This is a genomic window from Ruegeria sp. CF5 (genome assembly GCF_056537325.1).
Window position 1 is genome coordinate 18,503 of record NZ_JBQFRI010000014.1, and the last position, 16,320, is coordinate 34,822.

General features: G+C 53.7%; 16 protein-coding genes. 7 read left to right on the forward strand and 9 right to left on the reverse strand.

The genetic code is table 11. The features are described 5' to 3' along the window. Positions 1-31 precede the first annotated feature (31 nt). Entirely contained in the window at positions 32-952 is a 921-nt protein-coding gene (locus ACR0NW_RS21915) for a LysR family transcriptional regulator (RefSeq protein ID WP_480452781.1), read from the forward strand. 343 nt (positions 953-1,295) lie between these two features. Next, positions 1,296-2,390 carry a BMP family ABC transporter substrate-binding protein gene (locus ACR0NW_RS21920; RefSeq protein ID WP_480452783.1) on the forward strand — a complete coding sequence of 365 codons (1,095 nt, stop codon included), beginning with the start codon at positions 1,296-1,298 and terminating at the stop codon, positions 2,388-2,390. 180 nt (positions 2,391-2,570) lie between these two features. On the opposite strand, the gene ACR0NW_RS21925 is transcribed toward ACR0NW_RS21920, so the two are convergent. The 3 genes from ACR0NW_RS21925 to ACR0NW_RS21935 all read right to left on the reverse strand — a co-directional run bounded on the left by ACR0NW_RS21925 (position 2,571) and on the right by ACR0NW_RS21935 (position 5,415). Beyond that, positions 2,571-3,677 carry an alkene reductase gene (locus ACR0NW_RS21925; RefSeq protein ID WP_480452784.1) on the reverse strand — a complete coding sequence of 369 codons (1,107 nt, stop codon included), beginning with the start codon at positions 3,675-3,677 and terminating at the stop codon, positions 2,571-2,573. 121 nt (positions 3,678-3,798) lie between these two features. Further along, positions 3,799-4,395 (reverse strand): TetR/AcrR family transcriptional regulator, encoded by a 597-nt coding sequence (locus ACR0NW_RS21930; RefSeq protein ID WP_480452786.1) that lies wholly within the window; start codon positions 4,393-4,395, stop codon positions 3,799-3,801. Positions 4,396-4,842: 447 nt separating this feature from the next. Continuing rightward, positions 4,843-5,415, reverse strand: coding sequence for a TetR/AcrR family transcriptional regulator (locus ACR0NW_RS21935; protein ID WP_480452788.1), 573 nt, complete (start codon positions 5,413-5,415; stop codon positions 4,843-4,845). Between the two features lie 127 nt (positions 5,416-5,542). Here ACR0NW_RS21935 and ACR0NW_RS21940 point away from each other — a divergent pair, with 127 nt between their 5' ends. The 5 genes from ACR0NW_RS21940 (at position 5,543) to ACR0NW_RS21960 (ending at position 10,591) form a co-directional block, all read left to right on the forward strand. Continuing rightward, entirely contained in the window at positions 5,543-6,007 is a 465-nt protein-coding gene (locus ACR0NW_RS21940; protein WP_480452789.1) for a (2Fe-2S)-binding protein, read from the forward strand. Positions 6,008-6,010: 3 nt separating this feature from the next. After that, positions 6,011-8,197 carry a xanthine dehydrogenase family protein molybdopterin-binding subunit gene (locus ACR0NW_RS21945; protein ID WP_480452791.1) on the forward strand — a complete coding sequence of 729 codons (2,187 nt, stop codon included), beginning with the start codon at positions 6,011-6,013 and terminating at the stop codon, positions 8,195-8,197. Between the two features lie 98 nt (positions 8,198-8,295). Next, positions 8,296-8,448 (forward strand): RNA-binding protein, encoded by a 153-nt coding sequence (locus ACR0NW_RS21950; protein ID WP_480452793.1) that lies wholly within the window; start codon positions 8,296-8,298, stop codon positions 8,446-8,448. A 56-nt stretch (positions 8,449-8,504) separates the two neighbouring features. Next, positions 8,505-9,320, forward strand: a complete 816-nt coding sequence (locus ACR0NW_RS21955) for an SDR family oxidoreductase (RefSeq protein WP_480452795.1) — start codon at positions 8,505-8,507, stop codon at positions 9,318-9,320. 221 nt (positions 9,321-9,541) lie between these two features. Beyond that, positions 9,542-10,591, forward strand: a complete 1,050-nt coding sequence (locus tag ACR0NW_RS21960) for an adenylate/guanylate cyclase domain-containing protein (RefSeq protein ID WP_480452796.1) — start codon at positions 9,542-9,544, stop codon at positions 10,589-10,591. Between the two features lie 436 nt (positions 10,592-11,027). Here the strand turns inward: ACR0NW_RS21960 and ACR0NW_RS21965 are convergent, their stop codons facing one another. The 6 genes from ACR0NW_RS21965 to ACR0NW_RS21990 all read right to left on the reverse strand — a co-directional run bounded on the left by ACR0NW_RS21965 (position 11,028) and on the right by ACR0NW_RS21990 (position 15,954). Next, a complete protein-coding gene (locus ACR0NW_RS21965) occupies positions 11,028-11,471 on the reverse strand; it encodes an ester cyclase (RefSeq protein WP_480452798.1) in 444 nt (147 codons plus the stop codon). An 82-nt stretch (positions 11,472-11,553) separates the two neighbouring features. Further along, positions 11,554-12,114, reverse strand: coding sequence for an amino acid synthesis family protein (locus ACR0NW_RS21970; RefSeq protein ID WP_480452856.1), 561 nt, complete (start codon positions 12,112-12,114; stop codon positions 11,554-11,556). A gap of 86 nt (positions 12,115-12,200) precedes the next feature. Then, complete coding sequence (locus ACR0NW_RS21975) at positions 12,201-12,716, reverse strand: DUF6647 family protein (protein ID WP_480452799.1); 516 nt, start codon at positions 12,714-12,716, stop codon at positions 12,201-12,203. A gap of 193 nt (positions 12,717-12,909) precedes the next feature. Beyond that, entirely contained in the window at positions 12,910-13,764 is an 855-nt protein-coding gene (locus ACR0NW_RS21980) for a tetratricopeptide repeat protein (protein WP_480452801.1), read from the reverse strand. A gap of 39 nt (positions 13,765-13,803) precedes the next feature. Continuing rightward, entirely contained in the window at positions 13,804-14,535 is a 732-nt protein-coding gene (locus tag ACR0NW_RS21985) for a winged helix-turn-helix domain-containing protein (protein WP_480452803.1), read from the reverse strand. Between the two features lie 264 nt (positions 14,536-14,799). Continuing rightward, positions 14,800-15,954, reverse strand: a complete 1,155-nt coding sequence (locus ACR0NW_RS21990; RefSeq protein ID WP_480452804.1) for a flavin monoamine oxidase family protein — start codon at positions 15,952-15,954, stop codon at positions 14,800-14,802. Positions 15,955-16,320 lie beyond the last annotated feature (366 nt).

Below are 16,320 nucleotides of genomic sequence, written 5' to 3' on the forward strand. Positions count from 1 at the left end.
GACAAACTGGACTAATAATTAGGACGCAATAATGCCACTGCTCACCCAGGCTGCCCACGTTCTTGAAATTGTTGCCAGCTCAGGCTCGATCCGGAAGGCGTCGGAAAGAGTCAATCTGGCTCCGTCTGCGATAAATCGGCACGTTCTGAATCTGGAGCGGGAGTTAGGGACCCCGTTGTTCCTGCGCCATGCCAAAGGAATGAATTTGACCGAAGCTGGAAAGCTGGTCGTCGAATACATCCGGGACTTTCAAATCCGGGATCAGACTCTGAGAAGCGAAATCGAAGTCCTGAAGGGGCGTGTTGGTCATGTGCGTCTGGGGATCATGGAATGCTTTGCCGAAGGCTTTCTGGCGACAGTTTATGACGAGGTGAGACAAAAACACGGGTCCGTGGCCATTGATGTCGTTGTGGCCGGGACATCTCAACTGGTTCAGCAGATGCTTGCAGGTGAGCTTGATTTGGTTGTTGCATTTAACATGCCAGGGGATCTCGGTTTCCGTTGTCATTATGAAACAAGGCTGGATATCGGTGCGGTTATGAAACCAACACCAGAGCTCCGATCAAAGGGTGTGGTTGGGAAAGAGGAACTACAAGGGCAGCAATTAGTGCTTCCGGATCGTTCCTTGTCATTAAACGCAACCGTGAAATCCATGATCCAGCGTATGGGCCTGAATTCGCAGGCCATAGCAAAATCCAACTCGGTAAGCGCGATAAAACAGCTTGTCATTCAGGGTGCAGGCGTCAGCTTTTTGACCTGGGCGGATGTGCGCGATGAAGTGACCAGAGGCGATCTGGTGTTCTGCCAGATCGAAAGCCAAAACATTTACGAAATTCTGACACTCAGTGGTCGCAACCCCGCGCAAATGTCCGAGACAACTCAAGCTCTGGCGCAAATATTGGTGCAGACCTTGGAGAAAATTGATGCCGGGGCAAAAACCACGACTGCGTGATAAGATTTTGCTCGGTTGGAGACTACTTGCCGCGGCAAGTGACAAGCCGTGTGCTTAGGTGAAACACAGCCTGAAGGTTGTTTTTTGATATTCGATCAAAGACAGAGAAGCTCGCAAGTCCGTTCTAATTTTGCGCACGCAATAAGCGAATGTATGCGCTTGAATGTATCGGTGGCTGATCAATAATTTTCCTCACCAAATCCGAACAGGAAGCCGAAACGGTGTCAGGCTTCGTGCAACGTCGCAATGCGTGTTGTCACCCGATCCTTGCAGCAAATCGCGAGAACGGTGCCACGCCAAACTCGGTCCGTTGCATCCGGTGGATGAACAGGGAGGATATACGATGGAAAGCAAGCTCAAGTTCAAAACGCTTGTTGCAAGCGGGATTTGCGCCGCTGTTTCAATGGTGTTGGGTTCCGGACCAAGTTTAGCTGAAGAAAAACTAAAAGTTGGATTTGTTTACCCAACTCCGATTGGTGACAACGGCTGGTCCTATCGACATGAGGTCGGACGACAGGACGTCATTGCTCATTTTGGCGATCAGATCGAAACAACGTTCGTTGAAAGTGTAGCCGAAGGCCCCGATGCCACCCGCGTCATCACCCAGCTAGCCTTGACTGGCCATGAGCTGATTTTTACGGCTTCATTTGGTTTTATGGAGCCGACGTTGCAAGTTGCAGGAAAGTTTCCGGACGTCCACTTCGAAAACAATACGGGCTTCAAGACCGCACCCAATGTCAGTGTGTACAATGCGCGTTTCCATGAAGGTCGGGTTGTCTTTGGAACAATCGCCGGGATGATGACTGAAACGAATACCGTGGGATATATCGCTTCCTTCCCAATCCCCGAAGTCATCATGGGCATAAACGCCTTCACGCTGGCGGCACAAAAGGTAAACCCGGATGTCGAGGTGAAAGTGGTCTGGGTCAATACTTGGTATAACCCTGCATTGGAAGCAGACGCCGCACAGGTGTTGCTCGATCAAGGTGCTGACTTCATTACCCAGCACACAAACAGCCCGGCGCCCTGCCAAAGAGCCGAGGAGGCAGGTGTATACTGCTTCGGTCAGGATGCGGACATGTCTCAATTCGCTGAAAAGGCGCACCTTACAGGAATCGTGAACAATTGGGGGCCATACTACATACGCCGCGTTCAGGATGTCTTGGACGGCTCTTGGGAAACCGATCACACCTGGGACGGCATCAGTGGTGGATTGGTCATGCTGGCTCCGTACAACGAAGCGCTACCGAATGACGTGAAATCAGCCGCAACCAATGTCGAGCAAGCGCTGCAAGATGGAACACTGAACCCGTTTGCCGGACCTATCACGAATGCAAGTGGCGAACTTGTAATCGGCGAAGGAGAAGCGCTGACCGACAAGCAGGTTCATGAAATGAACTGGTTTGTGCAAGGCGTCGACGGCGAGTTGCCATCCTAAATTAAGTCATGCTCTTGCAATAAAAAAACGCGGTTCTGAACGTCTCCAGAAGCCATTTTTCTCCCCGCTTCAACAATGGAGATTGCCGTAACCGCAAGGTGAGCGCGCCCAAACCGGCGCGCTCACTATTTTGGTTTTGTTTGTCAAAACAGAGTTAATCTGGCTGGTAGAGCAGTGGTTTTACTCCGCTGCAACCGTTTCCTCTTCGAGTGCCGGATAATCGGTGTACCCTTTTTCATTGCCACCATAGAGGGTGGTTGAATCCAACTCATTCAGTGTCGTGTCTTTCTCCAACCGATTGACTAGATCCGGGTTGGAAATGAACGGCCGACCGAAGGCCACCAGATCGAGGGATCCGATTTTGACCGCTTCAATCGCCATTTCTCGGTCATAAGCGTTGTTGCCCATTTTCGCGCCGTCAAACAGGTCATAGAGCGCCTTCAGATTGCCCCCTTCCGGAATTTCGCGCGGGCCGCCGGTTTGTCCTTCAACGAGATGGAGATAAGCCAGACCATAACCATTCAGCAATTTGACCGCGTGGGAGAATGTCGCCTGTGGGTCGCTGTCGGAGATGTTATTGGCGCTCGAGAATGGGCTGAGACGGACACCAACGCGGGCGGCGCCCCACACATCGACAACCGCGTCCATGACCTCTTTCAGGAATCGCGCTCTGTTCTCAACAGGGCCGCCGTATTCGTCTTCACGCTTGTTGGACTCGTCCCGCAGGAACTGATCGATCAGATATCCATTGGCCGCATGGACCTCGATACCGTCGAACCCCGCCCTTTTGGCGTTTTCCGCAGCCTGCCGGTAGTCGGCGACAATGCCTGCAATTTCTTCGATGCCCAGCGCCCGCGGCTCCGATGTTTCGACAAACTGTTCGCCATCAAAAGTCATCGCCTTGGCACCAATTGCAGATGGTGCAACCGGTGCACCGCCGTCCTGCTGCAAGCTGGTATGGGAAATCCGACCCACATGCCAAAGCTGGATCACGATCTTGCCACCCTTTGCATGGACGGCCTCAGTCACTTTTTTCCAGCCTTCGATCTGTGTTTCGGAATAAATGCCGGGCGTCCAGGCATAGCCTTTGCCTTGGGGTGAGATTTGCGAAGCTTCTGTGATGATCAGTCCAGCGCCCGCCCGCTGGGCGTAGTATTCGGCCTGCAATTCATGAACGCTGTCATCTTCTGCCCTTGCCCGATTGCGGGTTAGTGGCGCCATGACAACGCGGTTTTTCAGCTCGATTTCACCGGCTTTGGTGCCTGAGAATAGTTTTTCATCAGCCATTGCTGTTTCCTTCGTTGGTCAACTTAGTTCAGAAAGTTTTGGACTAAATAGTCCAATATTAGTGTCACGTTTCTTGCTGGAGTTTGTGTTGGGTTTCAGGTCCTTATGGTCGAGGAGTGCGCTAAGGCGAAATCACCAACCGGGCTTGTTTCAGGGTTTGCGATATCTGCTCAGCAGGAACGCCCGCCTTACGCAGGGCCAGCGTGCCGATTGCAAGGGAGGCATAGGCGCGCGCCTTGTCGAGGGCCTGATCCGGATCTGAAGGCTCAAGCGCTCCCGCAATAATTTCGTCGATGCTTTCCAAGTGGTGCCGCCCAAGAGCCGCCACCTCATCATCATGCGGGGCAAGCTCGGTAAGGCAGTTGATCAGCATGCAGCCGTCACGACCGCCTTGCGGGTTCGCCAAAGCTTCCATCATCGCTCCAACAGGATCATTCCCGCCAGCGTCTGCAACAGCACGCAGATTTTTCAAGGCACGCCTTGAATAGTGGCTGAGGGCTTTGTGAAACAAAGCCTCCTTGTTGCCAAACGCTCCATAGAAGCTGGACCGGCTCAAGCCCATGGCCTTGGTCAGATCGTCCACGGAGGCAGTCTCGTAGCCCTTGTGCCAAAAAACGCACAAGGCTTTTTCCAAAGCCTCCGCTTCGTCAAAGGCACGAGGCCGACCTGGGCCTGCAGGTGATCTGATGTCGCCAACTGAGAGGGTTTCATTGCTCATGAGCAAGATGTGGAATGGTTGGTCCAGAAATTCAAGGCACCGGTAAGGCTTTTTTGGAACGGCTGGTCCGGAATGTGGCCAGCGACAGGATTTTTTCGGTCGGTTAGCTGAAAAATCCGCTTTGTTATCTGGTGGGAAATAATCTTGCCGCCACAGAGAATGTCTGTATTTCGCCCGGCATGGTAATGAGTGCAATCAGAGCGGCTGCTTGTATCAGGGATGCTGCCCGACGTCTCGATAGTCGGGATTTGTGTCGATCGGTGATGTATTCAACTTCCCGACCCTGCCGGATGTATGAGGCAGCGGCACCTCAGCCCAATTTCACTCAAATAATGACCATTGGCCAATCTTAAGCTTGTGATCGCTTTTACAGAGATTGATCGCGTAGGCTGACGCAGTTGATACTATCCACGCCAATTTGGTTCGTCTGGCAACCCAAGTGCGCCGTTAAGGCCTGCCCCGAACACAGAAAGCTATCATTGCTTGTAAAGGATCAAAAAGGTCTTTGAGATGTTCAGCGTCGCTTGCGTCACGCTTGATCTGTGTAAACATGCTCTTGATCATGTTCTGAAGCTGCGACAGGTCGACACCCGCGCTGTTCAAATCCTTTTCGAAGGGCGCCAACACAACGCCGATTGCCCCAAGGTAGTTGCCCTTGATCTGTTTCACACGCTCTGGTGAGAGGTTGGCGCCAATTTCCATTATCTCGTCGAGGTGCGGTAACCTTTGCATGGCGTCGAAAGGGGCGGCGCACATATGCCTGAAGAGTATGTCGAGCCGATCTTCAAGATCAGTTGCTGTTGCGCAGTCACTTTCGATTTCAGCCTTTGTTTTCTCAGCGTAGTGAAGAAGGGCTGCGAAGATCAAATCTTCTTTGCTTTCATATGCTTTGTACAGCGTTTGGCGCGACACTTTCGATGCGGCAGCGATCTCAGTCATAGACGTTTTCGCCACGCCATAATGGGCGAATAGACCAAACGCAGCCTCTACGATTTTCAGGTTCTTCTCGTTCATCGTCATGTGACCGATCTAGACCCGAGGCGTCTACTTGTAAAGCACAAGTTGACAAAAGTAGTATTTGAGTCTACCTGTCTATTCCAGTCAAGAAATGCCGATGCTTTGCGAATCCAAAAGGGAGACAGCCGACATGCCAACTAGCTTGAAGATCAATGGTCAAATGCGCGATATTCAAGCGCCGGAGGGCACACCACTTCTGTGGGTGATCCGAGACGAGTTGAAGCTGACCGGAACCAAATTTGGGTGTGGTGTCGCGTCTTGTGGCGCCTGCACCGTGCATCTGGACGGTGAGCCGGTACGGTCCTGCCAAACCTATATCGAAGACGTCGAAGGTGCCGAGATCACTACAATCGAGGCGATGAACGAAGACAAAATCGGTGCGGCTGTTCAGCAAGCGTGGGTTGAACTGGACGTGGTCCAGTGCGGCTATTGCCAGTCAGGGCAGATCATGTCTGCTGTCGGCCTGTTGTCGGGAAACCCCAAGCCGAACGTCGAAGAGATCGACGAATACATGTGGGGCAATGCCTGCCGCTGCGCCACCTATCAACGCATCCGCGCCGGTATCCAACGCGCATCTGAAATTCTGGAGGCCTGATTCATGACCGTCAACACCTCCCGCCGTGGTTTCCTGAAAGGCGCAGCCGCCGCTGGTGCCGTTCTTCTGGTCGGTGCACGCCCTGATGGCGCACTCGCTGCCGCGCCTTCGGAAAGCGCTCAATTCAACCCGTTCGTGAAGATCGATGCCGACGGTACCGTGACCGTGATCGTCAAGCACTTTGAGATGGGTCAGGGGCCCGCAACCGGCTTGCCGACTCTGGTCGCCGAAGAAATCGGCGCAAACATGGATCAGATTGAATACGAATTCGCCCCATCGAACCCACAGCTCTACAACAACCTGCTCTTCGGTCAGGTCCAGGGCTCTGGTGGGTCGACCGCTATGGCAAACTCGTGGCAGCAATACCGTCAGGCTGGCGCTGCTGCGCGCGAGATGCTGATCGCTGCGGCAGCTCAGACCTGGGGTGTGGACGCGTCGGGTATCACCATTGAGGAAGGGGTCGTCAAAGCAGGCGAACAGTCGGCTCCGATCGCCGAGTTCGTTGCAGCGGCTGCCCAACTTGATGCCCCTGCCGAGCCGCGTCTTAAAGATCCGTCTGAGTTCCGCCTGATCGGCAACGAATCTGTGCGCCGCAAGGATTCTCCGATCAAGGGCAATGGTCAGGCGAAATACGGTATGGACATGCACCTGCCGAACCAGATGGTCGTCATGATCAAACGTCCGGAATCGCGTGGCGGCGTCGTCGTAGGATTCGACGACAGCGCCTCGAAGGAGATCAAGGGCTTTATCAACGCAGCCACTCTGCCCAATCAGGCCGGTGTGGCAGTTTATGCCGAAAACACATGGGCAGCCATTCAGGCGCGTGAGGCGTTGGAAGTCCAATGGGATCTGTCTGCGGCCGAGACACGTGACTCGGATCAGATCGAGGCTGAAATTCGCGCTGCTCTGGACACCGAGCCTCAGTACAATGTGAACAAAGCGGATGCAGCAGCGGTCGCGGCGACGATTGACGGTGCGGACACGATTTTGGAAGAGAACTTCTACTTCCCTCTGTTGGCTCACGCCCCGATGGAGCCGATGAACTGCACCATCGAGCAGACGACAGAAGGCAAAATCGTAATGCACGACGCCTGCCAGATACCGACTGGCGTTCATTACGCCCTGCAACAGATATTCCAACTGCCAGCCGAGCAGATCGAGATCAACACGTTGCTGGCCGGTGGGTCGTTTGGGCGCCGTGCAACTCCGGAAGCCGACTATCAGGTCGAGGCCGCGCTGGCCTTTGTCATCACCGACCGGAGCCGCCCGGTGAAACTGGTATGGACTCGCGAAGACGACATCCGCAGTGGTTACTACCGCCCAGCCTTTGGCCACAAGGTCCGTGTAGGCCTGGATGGTCAGGGCAACATCGTTGGATGGCAGCATCAGGTGGCCGGTCAGTCGATCATGAAGGGCACCGCATTCGAAGCGTTCTCTGTACACGATGGCGTTGACCACAGTTCGGTCGAAGGTATTGCAGACAGCCCCTATTCGATCCCCGGCATGGCGCTGGGTTTGACGGATACGCCCAAGGCAACCACGGTTCTGTGGTGGCGTTCGGTGGGTCACACCCATACGGCCTACGTGATGGAAACCATGATGAGCAAAGCCGCCGAAGCTGCTGGCCGCGATCCGGTCGAGTTTCGTCTGGCCCATCTGGCCGATGACAGCAACGCTGATCAAAAGCGTAAAGCGGGCGTTCTGAAACTGGCGATGGAGAAGGCCAACTGGGGCAATGCGCCCGCCGGTCGCGCTCAGGGTATCGCGGTTCACAAGTCCTTTGGCTCGTACGTAGCTGAAGTGGTTGAAGTGTCTGGCGATGCAGACAGTGGCATCAAGATCGAAAAGGTCACCTGTGCCGTAGACTGCGGCATTGCGGTAAACCCGGATGTCGTAAAAGCTCAGATTCAGGGCGGCGCTGGCTATGGCATCGGTCACGTGATGCGCGACCAGATCACCCTGACCGGTGGTGCAGTGGATCAGTCCAACTTCCCGGACTACGAGCCGCTTCGCATCAGCGATATCGGAGCAATCGAGGTGCATATCGTTCCCTCCGCCGAAGCCCCAACAGGCGTCGGTGAACCCGGCACCCCACCCGCTGCTCCTGCGCTCGCCAATGCGATTGCGGCGGCTTCCGGAACGCGCGTAACGCACCTTCCCATGTCAGCCAATGGAGTATCCTTCGTCTGATATTGCCTCCTCCAGCTAGCGGGCTCCCGTAGCCCGCCAGCCACTCCCCTCTAAACTGACCAACCAAACAACAGGCTTCGCGCCTGAAGGAGAAAGTTGTGTCCGACGAAACTGAAAACACAAATCTGCAACGTCGCGCCTTTGTGACCGGCGCGACCCGGGAACAAGCGCACGAAGCCGGTTCTCAACTACGAGGCTATGAAGGCAAAACCGCCATCGCGGCAGGCGCATACGCCCACTTCCCCGCATAATCCAAGCACCACCCATACGCGCAGAACTCAACTCACGTGAACAAACGGAAACGAAAATGGCCCAGACAATTTTGATTACCGGTGCTTCAACCGGTATTGGCAAGGCAACAGCAGAGCACTTCCAAGCTCAGGGCTGGAATGTCGTCGCCACCATGCGGAAACCCGACGATGGTGCAGAACTGGCCGCTCTGGACAACGTTCTGGTGACGCGTCTTGACGTAACCGATCCGGCGTCCATCGAAGCCGCGGTTGCAGTCACGCTCGACAAGTTTGGCGGGGTTGACGTTCTTCTGAACAATGCGGGCTACGGAGCTTACGGTCCGCTGGAAAACTTCGACATGGACCGTATCCGCCGCCAGTTCGATACAAACGTCATCGGCCTACTGGAAGTGACCAAAGCGGTTCTGCCTCAGATGCGCGCCCGGAAATCCGGCACCATCGTCAATATCAGCTCCATCGGTGGGCAAATGACCTTTCCGCTTGGCACGCTCTATCACGGGACCAAGTTTGCCGTCGAAGGCATCTCTGAGGCTCTGCATTACGAGCTGGAGGCCATCGGCGTAAAAGTGAAGATCGTGGAGCCGGGCATGATTGCAACGGACTTCTCCGGGCGTAGCTTTGATTTTGCCAATGAGCCAGCCATTGAGGAGTATCAAGGTGTCGTAACCGCCGTTATGGGGTCTTTCGCAAATCAGGCGTTCCCGCCGTCCCCTCCTGAAGTCGTGGCAGAAGTGATCTGGACGGCAGTAACCGATGGCACCAAAACTCTACGATATCGCGCAGGGCAGGATGCCGATTTCCTGCTGACCAATCGGAAGGCTGCTGACGATGCTACCTTCATCGGTGGCATCAAAGAGCAGATCGGTTTGTGAAAGAAAGCGGTCAATCGAATCTGCTAAGAAGGAGTGTCCCCAGCTTTGCTGGCCGGGGCACTCCCAAAATCCAACGCGGATTTAACGCTGTAACCACGGCTCCCGGTTGGGTTTCCAGGGAAGTCGCCAGATATTTCGTTTACTGGCGCATTTTTTATTTCCTTGCGGGTGTCACTCATGGCCTGTCGATACTGTTTTTCCTGGACCGGGAAGTTTGGCTCATGGCCTGGTTCAACGTTGGCAGCGTCATCGTGTTCACAACATGCATGCTGCTTTTGTATCGGGGATGGTTCCGTTCGGCCTATTGGTTCGCACTGGCCGAGCTTGTATCCCACGCGATAGCTGCGACGATTTCTGTCGGCACCGAGTTCGGTGCTCTGGATGCAATTCTACTGGTTCTCGTTCTGCTTTATGTGCAGCCTTTTTATCCGTTGATATTATCCTTGGTTCTTTCTGCTCTCGTTTTGGCCGCAGCCGTGTTCACACAGGAGTACATGCTGACCCATGCGCCCCTTTATCCCCATTTTCAGGTCACGTCCGGGGATCTCGCGATGCGGGTCGTGACATGGCCGATGTTGATGCTGGCGATGGTGGTGCCATTCATTCGAGCCGCCTCAAAGGCGGAAAAAGAGCTTGAGATCGCGCATGGCGAAAGCGAGCGCCTATTGCACAACATTCTGCCCGTGACTGTCGCCGACAGGTTAAAGGCCGGAGAAGATCAGATTGCAGACGAACATTCACGTGTTGCCGTCATGTTTGTCGATATCGTTGGCTTTACTGAAATGAGCCGAGGACAGGCACCGGCAAAGATCGTCGAGTTCCTGAACAAGTTCTTCGTGGCGGTTGATGATCTCATCGAGCAACACAACGCCGAAAAGATTAAGACTATCGGTGACGCGATTATGATCACAGTCGGTGCGCCGAAACCTCATCCCAAACCGGAAGACGGGGCCATGAATCTTGCACGCGACATACTGGCCGCTGCAAAGAACTTTGGTCGACCTGACACCGGCAAACCTCTTGTCATCCGGATCGGATTGCATTCCGGACCTGCCGTCGCTGGCGTTATCGGAAAAGCAAAGTTTGCTTATGATATTTGGGGCGAAACGGTAAATATAGCGGCGAGGATGGAAAGTTTCGGCGTTCCCGGTACAGTTCAGATTTCGGAGGATTTTGCGTCACGTTTGACCAAAACTTTCGAATTTGAGGAACGGCGAAGTGTCACCGTTGCCAGTACCAATATCGATGCGTGCATATGCCGGTTTGAGTAGCGTCTTAGATTCAAAACCACGCCTGCCTCGAAACGTGCGGGTAATGCCTATCAGCTATCCTCATACAACAGGCAGAGTTGTCATTGCTTAAGTAATTCCACATTGAGCTCGCTAGAAATCTTGCGCTGCATTTGCGCATGAGCTTGCGCGGCTCGCGGTGCGCATCTGCTACTTCTGCAAGCGCAACAAACTGAGGCTGCGCGACGTTCAGGGAATCGGCGAAGTGCCGAACCCACTCCTGTGATCCCCTACGTGTTTCACTGGATGCTTCCCGCGAGCCGTCAATAACCGAAGCGGATGCCTTTGCCAGGTGAACGAGGTCAGCCCTTAGCGGACATTACAATAACAGCTTTGCAGGTTCCGATATTCGGACAAAGTAGTTATCTGAGCGAAGCGACATTTGAGTGTGGATTTAACCGCAGCTTGATCCAATGCGCTATCCAACCAGACCAAGTTGTCGCGCAATCGTGGCGCTGTCATAGTAATCTCGTCCCTCAACCACCATCCCGTCCTTAACGCGCATCACCGAGCAATAACGGACTTCGGCCCGCCTTCCTGTTGGCGGGAAATCTCCGAGGCTTGAACGCAGCGTCCCGGTGTGGGTGCCCGTGTTTCGGAACTCGACAGTAGCCCACTCGCCGCATTGGCTAACCACGACATTCTCAACCTTGCACAGCCCATCGGGGAATGCCTCACGCCAGCGGTGGTAGTCTGCTTTGTATGCTTCCTTTCCCTGAAGTTTCTCGCCACGCGCGATGTCCTCAAAGTCACAATCCTCGGCTATTACGGCTGCGCCTCGTTCCGGGTCACGCAAATCCCAGGACTCATGAAATTGCCGAACTATTTTCTCTGTGGGGTGCATTACTTTGATACCTCTCATCTAAGTCCGGAAAGTGTGTAGACGCGCCCTCGACTCCGATACTTCGAAGGCCACTCATCGGCAGCGAATGACTACATAAACACTATGTTTTGACGGGTCCGCTTCCGCATCTCGGGGTAGGACGGCCGCGATCAGCATATGCCAAAAACATGACTATTTCATCGGGGCGAGGCCCATCCGGCACACAAAGTGTCATTGTATCGAAATGATCGAAGGACCAGGGGTTGTCCTTGTGACCTAGTGGCAAATCGATTGAAGTCCCAGCCGCCCCAATTTTGACGTTGGATGGAATGACTGCTTCGCCACCACCTGCTGCGGTCCGCATCGGAGCGCCGAGCCTGGGATGTATGACTGCGCCGCCGTGCTCCATGTCTCCGGAAACCCCAACAATCGCAGCCTTTCCATAAGAAACTGGCGGACCGTTAAGCTGCGACACTGCTTGTTCAGCGAGTTGTAGCCCAAGTTCAGCCCCGATTTCAAAAAGCGGAGTGAGGTCAGCGTCGAAACGGCCTGCCATCGGATTCGGAAAAACTGCTGCAGCCGCTACGCGGCACACCGCCTCACATGGCTCACCGAAGGCATCAGACGTTATGTGCTCTCGCACTATGACTATTTTGCGTGTCCTGACCATGGATGCCCCCATTTTCCTATATGAGGCATAGTGCTGACAAATCGGCTGCGCGTCGACTTCCAATTTTCCCTGTAAAATGCAGCAGATGCTTCACGAAGTCAGTCGGGATGGAAGTCGCGTGGTGCGCAGTTTGCCGCAAGCACGATAGCGATCCAATTCACATCCAGCGCTAGATTGAACTGGTTCAGCCACTTCTCCTGTAGCTTATATGCTGGATGTTCCATTGCACCTAGGCACGTCCAGTTCGCTACCGACTGTCGGTGGTGTACTAACTCATGTAGAAGCACAGACTGGTCGTTTAGATTTTCGACGCTCCATGGATTTATCAGAGTGATCGTTGCAGTATCGGGATCATAGAGCCCACGAGTTTTGCGCCCTATGGCCATTGCTGGCTCATTTGCGTCTACAGCGGGCAGGCTGTCAGCAAATACTATGTTCGGTGCTTTTTCGCGCCTTGGCAAATCAGTTTCATGGTCAATCCACGATTCCAGTGCTTCAACAACGTCGGGCGGCAATATTGACTGACCTTTGCCACCATGAGGCATAAACGAAACCATGACCAAAATGGCTGCCAGAAATACAACTTTCTTTCCAAACCTACCCAAAACAGTCACCCCGCGGATTATCCGCTTTCGCGATCTGCAATGAAGCTGCGCCATGCTGAGGCAACGTCGCGTATTTGATCGCGGATACCCGCAATCAATAGGTTCGGCGATCAAGAGTGTCGTGAGATCACTGTGAAATTGGTCTGAAATTTGTATGAGAAATGGCGGAAGTACCGCTTTCAGGTTAATTTCTCAAAGCTGATCAAGAGCCGTAGGGCATGCCAGCCAAACGCATAGCGTTAGCCCACCGCTCCATCTTGGCCGGGTCCCGCCAACTCTCACCAAAAAATTCAATCTCTTCGGTAACCGTCCGTCCGGGATTTGCCTTCCTGAAACGTTGCATCGTTTTTTTCGCAGCCTCGGTATCCCCACTGCAAATCTGAAGCGCTGCCAGGACTCTGAGGGCGTTATTTGGTATGCTGGGCATCCGCGTCATCGTTTCCAGACCATCATCACACTGTCCGGCACTCCACTGAGCCCAGCCGAGCTGGTGGAAATACCAACCAGGCGTAACCGGATCGAGATCGATTGCTTTCTCGAGAAGCGCGATGGCCTCTTCTTCCCGACCCAAGAACACCAATGCATCCGTTGCGCCAACCATGACCAGAACGTCGTTTGGGTTCAATTCACTCGCGACCGAGTATCGTACAACCGCTTCTTCCAGTTCCCCTGCGGCGATGTGCACATCTGCCCGCGCAACGTGGGCCAAATGATATTCTGGATCGAGCGACAGAGCCTTGTCGGCAAGGGCCTCGGCTCGCGCTAATTTTTCACTCCTCGGCAAATCTGGATCAACCTCATTTGACCAGAGGTCGCGCCAGTGTACCCAAGTCAGGCCAATATATCCAAAAGGCGCAGTTGGGTCCTTTTTGACGGCTTCGTCGAACAGATCACGCGCTGCCAGTGTTCCGGCAATCGTGTCCTGTTGAAAATGCTGCATGCCCTTGATGTAGCTGTGAAGTGCCCCGACCGCTTCGCTTCCCCCCCTCAATGGGGGCTTGCGGGTAACTTCGCGTCCGACTTTGTTGGTGACTTCGCGTACAATCCGATTTTGCACATCAAACAGATCGCCGATGTCCGATTCATAATCTTCAGCCTAGACATGCGTCCCATCGTGTCCGTTTATGAGTTGGACTGTAATCTTGAGCCGATTGCCTGCCTTTTGCTTGCTGCCTTCGATCACGTAGTCGGCGCGCAGCTTGTCAGCTATTTCCGAAATGCCAAGCCCGCTGTCGCGGAAGCTGAAACTGGAGTTTCTGGCAATGATCGCGAGCTCGCGGTATCGCGACAACTCCGTCAAGAGACCTTCTGCAACACCATCGCCAAGATATCCGCTGTCTTCACTGGCGCTCAAATCATCAAATGCCAGCACTGCGATCCTCGGAGGCCCATCAACCTGAGATGTTGGCCACATAAGCCAAACTACAACCGCAAAAACGGCTGCAATCACCGTGCCCGCCGCTGCGACCTGTATCCGATAGTGGTGCTGCCGAAAGGTTGGCTGGTCTGCTTCTAGGCAGTATCCCCTTCCAATATGTGTTGTCAGGAGAGTTTGCTCACGGTCCCGAATGGCGCGCCGGATTTCTGCAATACACTGTGTCAGGTTCTCATCCGACACAGTCACATCCGGCCACACGGATTCGAGAATTTCCGACTTGGTCAGGACTTGGCCGCGTCTTTTGGCAAGACATGCGAGAACTTCCAAGCTCTTGTTCCGTAGTTTGACCCGATTGCCAGACGCGTCCAACAGATCGTGAGATTGCACATCGAAACGTAGATCACCAATTTGAACTGTGGAGGGTTTAACCGCGATATCATTCTCGGTCATGGGAGCCACCGGCAAGCATCTTGGAATAACGTAATAAGACTATACCGCATTCCGCATTCCGCATGCCACTGCGCCAGCTTTGCAAAAATTCTGGGTATGATGTTCCGTGTTGACGCTTTGCGAGTGTGACAAACTGCGCGCTTAGCGTTCGGTGTGACCGTTCTTGGTGTTCAACTCGATTGGCTGGCATCCCAGCCTAAACCCGACATTCCAGATTTCAAGTCGCGTTATGAAACGGAAACTTAATTAAGGCCGAAGAATTAACTATGTCTGAAGAAGGAGCGACACGGCGTTGATCGCAGAGAACGCTGCCCCGTGAACTGTTGACTGAGCATCCCCGCCAAGTGCCTCTCCTGCAAAGAAGAGTTTGTTCGAAACAGGCTGGAGAATTTCATCTATGTCCGAAGTACCTTGATTGGACATAGAATAGCTACCTCCAATGAACGGCTCTTTGGACCAGTTGAGCGCTTGTGCCGAAACGAAGCTGTCGCGTACGACTTTACCGAAGATCTCAGTCAATTCTCGCAGGACGTCTTGCACCAATTCCGAGTGGTTCATTTCAGAGCGCGGAATTGCTGTGTCCCAAGCCGTAAACAACCCCAGCAGGTTCTCATCCGTCGGTTTTCCAAAAGCAGCGTCGTAGTAGGTCTTTTCGGACCAACCATTGGAAAGCACGCTCCTTCGGGATCCTTCAAACAGTATGTCAGGGTAAAACCGCTCGCGGAATTTCATGAAGACCTTGAACCCGACGCCAAATTGAAAATCACGCAAGTTCTCGAGCCTTGCGTTGACGTCGGCAGAGGAGGTTTCGATTTGCCCCTGTTGCAACATGGAGATCGGTGCTGTGACAAGCACTTTATCTGCTTGGAATGTCTGCCCGCGATGTGTTCGAACTGTGATGCCGTCGCCGTTCAAATCGACATAGCTAACTGGCGTGTTCAATCGAATATTGTTTTTGATCCTCGCTAATACGAAGCGTTCAAAGAAGCCGTACCAAGTCGTATCGTAGAACTTGACCTCGTCATAGGCATGCCGAAGCAAGTTAAAATCGCGCAACCGCCCATTGTGCCAGAATTGGTAGGTTTCGGGCCGATACTCAAGTGTACCTACACCAAGCGTGTCTGGGCCTCGGCCAATGATTTCACCTAAGATCGTAGGTTCATCGTGGATCCATTCTGCACCAAGGTCCAACGGGACATCAGCAAAATTCGAGAGGCGTCGAATTCTACCTCCCCAGCGGTTTGATGCTTCAAGAAGCTGCACATCGATACCAGCGCTCTTCAGATGATATGCTGCCGTCATCCCAGCGGCACCAGCCCCTACAACAATTACGCGTTTGGGTTGGCGAGCTCGCAAGACAGTTGGGCTTGTTGCCACAAACGCCAGAGACGCGGTTGCGAACATTCTTCGGTCAATCATTTTAGAACCATCACATCTCGGCAAAGCTTTGGTCAATCATCGCCAACTATGCCTAACGTTCCACAGTCAATAGACTATGCCAGGAAACCCGGAGCAGTCCTAAGCGGACATTCACAACTAGACTTTGCAGGTTCCGAGACGCGGGCTAAGCCGACATAGATCTGCCGAGGCAGTTCTGTAACTCGGACGCAAAATACAGTGCTTCAACCAAATCCAAGGAACCACTGAATTATGAACGCGTTCGCTAACCGCAACGACTACGCCATAAACTGATCAAATTCATCGGTACGGCAGACAATCGCGTAGCGCAAAACTATGGGTGCACTACGCAAGCTTATAGGGTGTGCGAAGTGATATGCGCACACC

What these genes read in the sequence shown, in the direction of transcription:
- ACR0NW_RS21915 (WP_480452781.1), top strand. Translation starts at nt 32, where the DNA reads ATGCCACTGCTCACCCAGGCTGCCCACGTTCTTGAAATTGTTGCCAGC.
- ACR0NW_RS21920 (WP_480452783.1), top strand. Translation starts at nt 1,296, where the DNA reads ATGGAAAGCAAGCTCAAGTTCAAAACGCTTGTTGCAAGCGGGATTTGC.
- ACR0NW_RS21925 (WP_480452784.1), bottom strand. Translation starts at nt 3,677, where the DNA reads ATGGCTGATGAAAAACTATTCTCAGGCACCAAAGCCGGTGAAATCGAG.
- ACR0NW_RS21930 (WP_480452786.1), bottom strand. Translation starts at nt 4,395, where the DNA reads ATGAGCAATGAAACCCTCTCAGTTGGCGACATCAGATCACCTGCAGGC.
- ACR0NW_RS21935 (WP_480452788.1), bottom strand. Translation starts at nt 5,415, where the DNA reads ATGACGATGAACGAGAAGAACCTGAAAATCGTAGAGGCTGCGTTTGGT.
- ACR0NW_RS21940 (WP_480452789.1), top strand. Translation starts at nt 5,543, where the DNA reads ATGCCAACTAGCTTGAAGATCAATGGTCAAATGCGCGATATTCAAGCG.
- ACR0NW_RS21945 (WP_480452791.1), top strand. Translation starts at nt 6,011, where the DNA reads ATGACCGTCAACACCTCCCGCCGTGGTTTCCTGAAAGGCGCAGCCGCC.
- ACR0NW_RS21955 (WP_480452795.1), top strand. Translation starts at nt 8,505, where the DNA reads ATGGCCCAGACAATTTTGATTACCGGTGCTTCAACCGGTATTGGCAAG.
- ACR0NW_RS21960 (WP_480452796.1), top strand. Translation starts at nt 9,542, where the DNA reads ATGGCCTGGTTCAACGTTGGCAGCGTCATCGTGTTCACAACATGCATG.
- ACR0NW_RS21965 (WP_480452798.1), bottom strand. Translation starts at nt 11,471, where the DNA reads ATGAGAGGTATCAAAGTAATGCACCCCACAGAGAAAATAGTTCGGCAA.
- ACR0NW_RS21970 (WP_480452856.1), bottom strand. Translation starts at nt 12,114, where the DNA reads ATGGGGGCATCCATGGTCAGGACACGCAAAATAGTCATAGTGCGAGAG.
- ACR0NW_RS21985 (WP_480452803.1), bottom strand. Translation starts at nt 14,535, where the DNA reads ATGACCGAGAATGATATCGCGGTTAAACCCTCCACAGTTCAAATTGGT.
- ACR0NW_RS21990 (WP_480452804.1), bottom strand. Translation starts at nt 15,954, where the DNA reads ATGATTGACCGAAGAATGTTCGCAACCGCGTCTCTGGCGTTTGTGGCA.